Source organism: Kitasatospora sp. NPDC057223, assembly GCF_042669755.1.
GTDB lineage: Bacteria > Actinomycetota > Actinomycetes > Streptomycetales > Streptomycetaceae > Kitasatospora.
In genome coordinates this window covers 1-3,540 of record NZ_JBHUWW010000277.1, presented here as the reverse complement: position 1 = coordinate 3,540, position 3,540 = coordinate 1, and the positions used below count along the sequence as shown (strand labels likewise).

The window sequence follows — 3,540 nt, the reverse complement described above, 5'->3', positions numbered from 1 at the left end:
CGGAGATGTGTATAAGAGACAGGCCTCGGGGAGGCCCGGCTGCTCGTCGTCGGTGGTGCGTGCGGTCACCGCGGTGGCCGTCAGGCGGTCTGGGTCTTCAGCTGGAAGTACCAGACGGAGTAGATGTCCTGCGTGGTCGGGTCGGCCTCGACGACGGTGACCAGGGTCTTGCCGGTGGCCGAGAGGGCGGTCGACGCCGGCACCATGCCGGAGAAGGTCGAGCCCTTGTTGTCGCTGGCCAGGCTGAACTGGCCCTGCGTGCCGCCGTTGGTGAACGCGAACCAGCCGCGGTCGGCGACCTTCGGGGTCACGCCGACGCCGATCCGGTCGCTGGCGACCACGTCGGAGGTCGGGATCTCGCCGGCGGCGAGCTTCGTCTTCGCCTTGTCCTGGCACTCCGACTGCTCCTGCTCGCTGAGCGGAGTGCCCTTCCCGCCGCAGAGCGGGGTGGTGATCTCGTGGGAGGAACGGCCGACGGTCACGGTGGCGCGGTAGTCGCTCGGCGAGGGCTGGCCCGTCGCGAAGGCGATGGACCCGCCGACCGTGCCGGCGCCGATCACGACGACGGCGCCGAGGACGGCGATGGCACGGGTGTTGAGGCTCATGGCACAGAGGCTACCGGGCTTTGCCGATCACGCTGCGCCGGGGTACGCCACCGCGTGTTGTCCGGGTGCCGGGCCCGTTCCGCCGTACGGCGCTCAGGCCACCTTGGGCGTCGCGGCCCGGCCCCGCACCCGGACCTTGAGCAGCGCCCGCACCGTCCACAGCAGCAGCAGGCCGACCACTCCCGCGGCCACCGACAGGCCCAGCGCCCCGTCCAGCGGAAGCAGGATGCCGACCGCGCCGCCCGCCACCCAGCAGAGCTGGAGCACCGTCTCCGAACGGGCGAACGCCGACGTCCGGACGGACTCCGGGACGTCCCGCTGGATCAGCGCGTCCAGCGCGAGCTTGCCGAGCGAGGCCGCCAGGCCGGCCGCCGCGGCGCACAGCAGGACGGTCGCCACGCCGTACCAGAGCGCGGCGGCCCCGGCCGCGACGGTGGCCAGCAGCAGCATCGCGGTGACCGTCGCCTCCGAGCCGCGGGTGCGCAGCCAGGAGCCGAGCACCGAGCCGAGCGCGTTGCCGGTGCCCGCCGCGACCGCGACCAGGCCCAGCGCGACGGTCGGCTGGAGGCCGCCGATCGGGTCGTCACGGAGCAGGAAGGCCAGGAACATCACCAGGAAGCCGACCAGCCAGCGCAGCCCCGCCACCGCCCGCAGGGCGAGGATCACGGACGGGCCGACGGTGCGCAGGGTCGCCTTCGGCGGCAGCGGCTCGTGCTCCTCGGAGTGCAGGACGGCCCGCTCCTCGCCCTTCGCCGAGTCCACCTTGTGCGGGAGGTGGAAGGCCATCAGAGTGCCGATCACGAACACCAGGAAGGCCCCGCGCAGCGGCCAGCCGGGGCCGATCAGGTGCAGCAGCCCGCCGATCGGGGCGGCCACGAAGGTGGCCAGCAGCCCCGCCAGGGTGACCCGGGAGTTCGCCTTCACCAGGGAGAGCCGGCTCGGCAGCAGCCGGGGCACGACGACGCTGCGCACCACTCCGTAGGCCTTGGACGCCACCAGCACGCCGAGTGCCTCGGGGTAGAGCGCGAGGCCGCCGCCGACCACCGTGCCCGCCATCGTCCAGGCCAGCACGGCGCGGGCCAGCATCGAGGTCGCCATGGCGGCCCGGCGGCCGTGCGGCAGCCGGTCCAGCAGCGGCCCGATCACGGGGGCGAGCAGGGCGAACGGGGCCATCGTGATCAGCAGGTAGAGCGCGACCCGGCCGCGGGCCTCGCCGGTCGGGACGGAGAAGAAGATCGTGGAGGCCAGCGCGATGGTGATCAGCATGTCGCCGAACGAGTTCAGCGCGTGCAGTTCGATCAGCTTGGCCAGGCCCGACTCGCCCGCGCCCTCGGCGGAGGTGGCCTTGCGGATCCGCCGGCCGGTGCCGTGCACCACCCGGCCCGTCCGCAGCCCGGCGCTGGACGCGCAGCGGACCAGGAAGTTGCGCCTGCCGGGGAGTTCGTCCTCCTCGGCGCCCTCCTCGGTGGCGTCCTCGACGGCTTCGCGGCCGGCTTCGGGGCCGCTCTCGTCACCGGTTCCGGGGCCGGCGCCGTCCGGGCTCCCGGACGGGGGCGGCGAGGAGCCGTCCGTCGCCTGCGGCTCGTCGCCGTCCGCAGGGAGGACCGAGGGTTGTTGCCGCGGCACGGCGGCCGTCTCGTCGGGTCCGCCGGCCTGCGAGGCGTGCAGTGCGTGCTGCGGCGGGTTCTCTTCCGCCACACAGCCATCCTGCCCGAGAAAGCCGGTGGGGACGAGGGATTGACCCCGCGCGGCGCGGCCCGCGCGCCGTCGGGCGCCGTCGGCTCGGGCCCCGGGCTGTCCCAGGTGACCGACTGACGGGTAGCCTGCCCTGTGCGTCACCACCCTGGGCGTCACCGCACGTACGACAGGGCCGCCGAGGGGGGAACCGGGCGAGGCGAGCGGCGCGGTCGGTACCCGGAGGTGCCTGCGGTCGCGCAGAATGGACGAGAGACCGAGCCGCGACGGAACAAGGCAACATGCCGTAGGCAACAGAAGAACTGGGAGAGAATCGACGCCGTGAGTGCTGCGATGCGAAGCCGTACCCCCGATCGGCTCTGTGCCGAGGCCGTCGAACTCGCCCGGCAGGCAGCGGCCGAGGCAGTCGGGCCGGCGGCCGTCGGGAAGCACCTGGGGGCCCAGGCCGATGGCGAGCGGGTCGTCACCCACACCTTCGAGTGCCTGGACGCGGCCTACCGCGGCTGGCACTGGGCCGTGACGGTCGCCCGCGCCCCGCGCGCCAAGAACGTGACCCTGGACGAGGTCGTGCTGCTGCCCGGCACCGACGCCGTCCTCGCCCCGCAGTGGGTGCCGTGGAGCGAGCGACTGCGCCCCGGCGACATGGGCCCGGGCGACCTGCTGCCCACCGACGCCGACGACCTGCGGCTGGAGCCGGGCTGGACGGGCGAGGACGAACCCGCGCCGAACTCCGTGGCCGCGCTGGCCGAGGAGGAGGACCTGGACATCACGGACCCGGCGATCCAGCCCGCCCCGGCCCGCGCCCGGATCGGCGCGATCGCGCAGGAGCTGGGCCTCGGCCGCCCCCGGGTGCTGTCCCGGCTCGGCCTGCACCTGGCCGCGGACCGCTGGGAACAGGCCCACGGCCCGCAGACCCCGATGGCACAGGCCGCCCCGGCGTCCTGCAACAGCTGCGGCTTCCTGATCCCGATCGGCGGCTCGCTGGGCCAGGCGTTCGGTGTCTGCGGCAACGAGTTCGGCCCGGCCGACGGCCAGATCGTCTCGTTCGCCTACGGCTGCGGCGGGCACTCCGAGGCCGCCGTCATCCCGGCGCCGCCGGCCCCGTCCGAGCTGATCCTCGACGAACTGGTCATCGAGCCGCTCCAGCTCCACCCGGACCGCAGCAGCGGCTCCGTGGAGCCCGACGCCCCCGCCGAGGAACTCGGCCACGCCTGACCCCGGCACCGGTCCGCCGCCGGCC

At 74.4% G+C, this 3,540-nt stretch carries 3 protein-coding genes; 1 reads left to right on the top strand and 2 read right to left on the bottom strand.

Annotated features, from left to right (window positions below; all coding sequences use genetic code 11):
• Window positions 1-80: 80 nt before the first annotated feature.
• Complete coding sequence (locus tag ACFUK0_RS39925; RefSeq protein ID WP_380258957.1) at window positions 81-605, bottom strand: hypothetical protein; 525 nt, start codon at window positions 603-605, stop codon at window positions 81-83.
• A gap of 93 nt (window positions 606-698) precedes the next feature.
• Window positions 699-1,997 carry an MFS transporter gene (locus ACFUK0_RS39920; protein WP_380258961.1) on the bottom strand — a complete coding sequence of 433 codons (1,299 nt, stop codon included), beginning with the start codon at window positions 1,995-1,997 and terminating at the stop codon, window positions 699-701.
• A gap of 636 nt (window positions 1,998-2,633) precedes the next feature.
• Between ACFUK0_RS39920 and ACFUK0_RS39915 the strand changes: the two genes are divergently transcribed.
• Window positions 2,634-3,515: a DUF3027 domain-containing protein gene (locus ACFUK0_RS39915; RefSeq protein ID WP_380258959.1), complete on the top strand. Its 882-nt coding sequence runs from the start codon at window positions 2,634-2,636 to the stop codon at window positions 3,513-3,515.
• Window positions 3,516-3,540: the final 25 nt, after the last annotated feature.